General features: G+C 44.2%; 1 protein-coding gene and 1 pseudogene. One reads left to right on the top strand and one right to left on the bottom strand.

What is annotated here, in order from left to right; translation table 11 throughout:
• The coding region (locus tag PXY01_RS22370) for a hypothetical protein (RefSeq protein ID WP_218028224.1) at nucleotides 1–242 on the top strand (242 nt) is incomplete at its 5' end.
• Here PXY01_RS22370 and PXY01_RS13630 read toward each other — a convergent pair.
• Nucleotides 183–746: pseudogene (locus tag PXY01_RS13630) on the bottom strand (IS3 family transposase); the annotation flags it as partial. The gene PXY01_RS22370 and the pseudogene PXY01_RS13630 sit on opposite strands and share 60 nt — an antisense overlap.

Here is a 746-nt window from a genome sequence, read left to right as displayed (position 1 = left end):
CCGGCAAACGATTTGAACTGATTACGGAGAAGGGAGCCTATACGATGCAGGCCAACAAGAGCAGCGATAGCTTTGTAATTGAGATTGTAGACGATAACGAAGACGTTGAAATCGAAGATGCGGGTTCAACAGAAGAATTGAAAGTGTGGACCTCTGTCAAGATAGTAGACACAGATTTTTTCTTACCCGGCCTGACGGGAGTACATACATTCGAACTCAGACGGGGTACGATACCCTATTGAAGAATGAATCCTTTGGTTGTTGTAGAACACTTCGATATATTCAAAAATGCTTTTTTTCGCTTCGGCTCGCGTTCCGTACTTATTGAGGTAAATTAATTCCTTCTTTAAAATGCTGTGAAACGACTCGATACAGGCGTTTCGTAGCAATTTCCCTTACGACTCATACTGCCAGTCATCTCATATATTTGGAGTTGCTTTTGATAATCGAGGGAGGCGTACTGGCTACCTCTGTCTGAATGATGGATCAAACCTTTGTCTGGACATTGCCGTCCATAAGCCTGCCGGAGAGCACTTAGAACAAGCTCCTTGGTCATTCTTTCACTCATGTGCCAGCCAACGATTTTACGCGAAAACAAGTCCATTACGCTCGCCAAATAAAGCCAGCCTTCACCTGTGGAAACGTAGGTAATGTCAGTAACCCACTTTTCATTCGGTTTGCTTGCTGTAAACTCACGGTTGAGCACATTCTCATGAACCGGCAGGGAATGCTTGGAGTTAGTTGTT

It is taken from the genome of Paenibacillus xylaniclasticus (genome assembly GCF_004001065.1).
GTDB lineage: Bacteria > Bacillota > Bacilli > Paenibacillales > Paenibacillaceae > Paenibacillus_T > Paenibacillus_T xylaniclasticus.
This window is presented reverse-complemented; position numbering and strand designations above follow the sequence as displayed.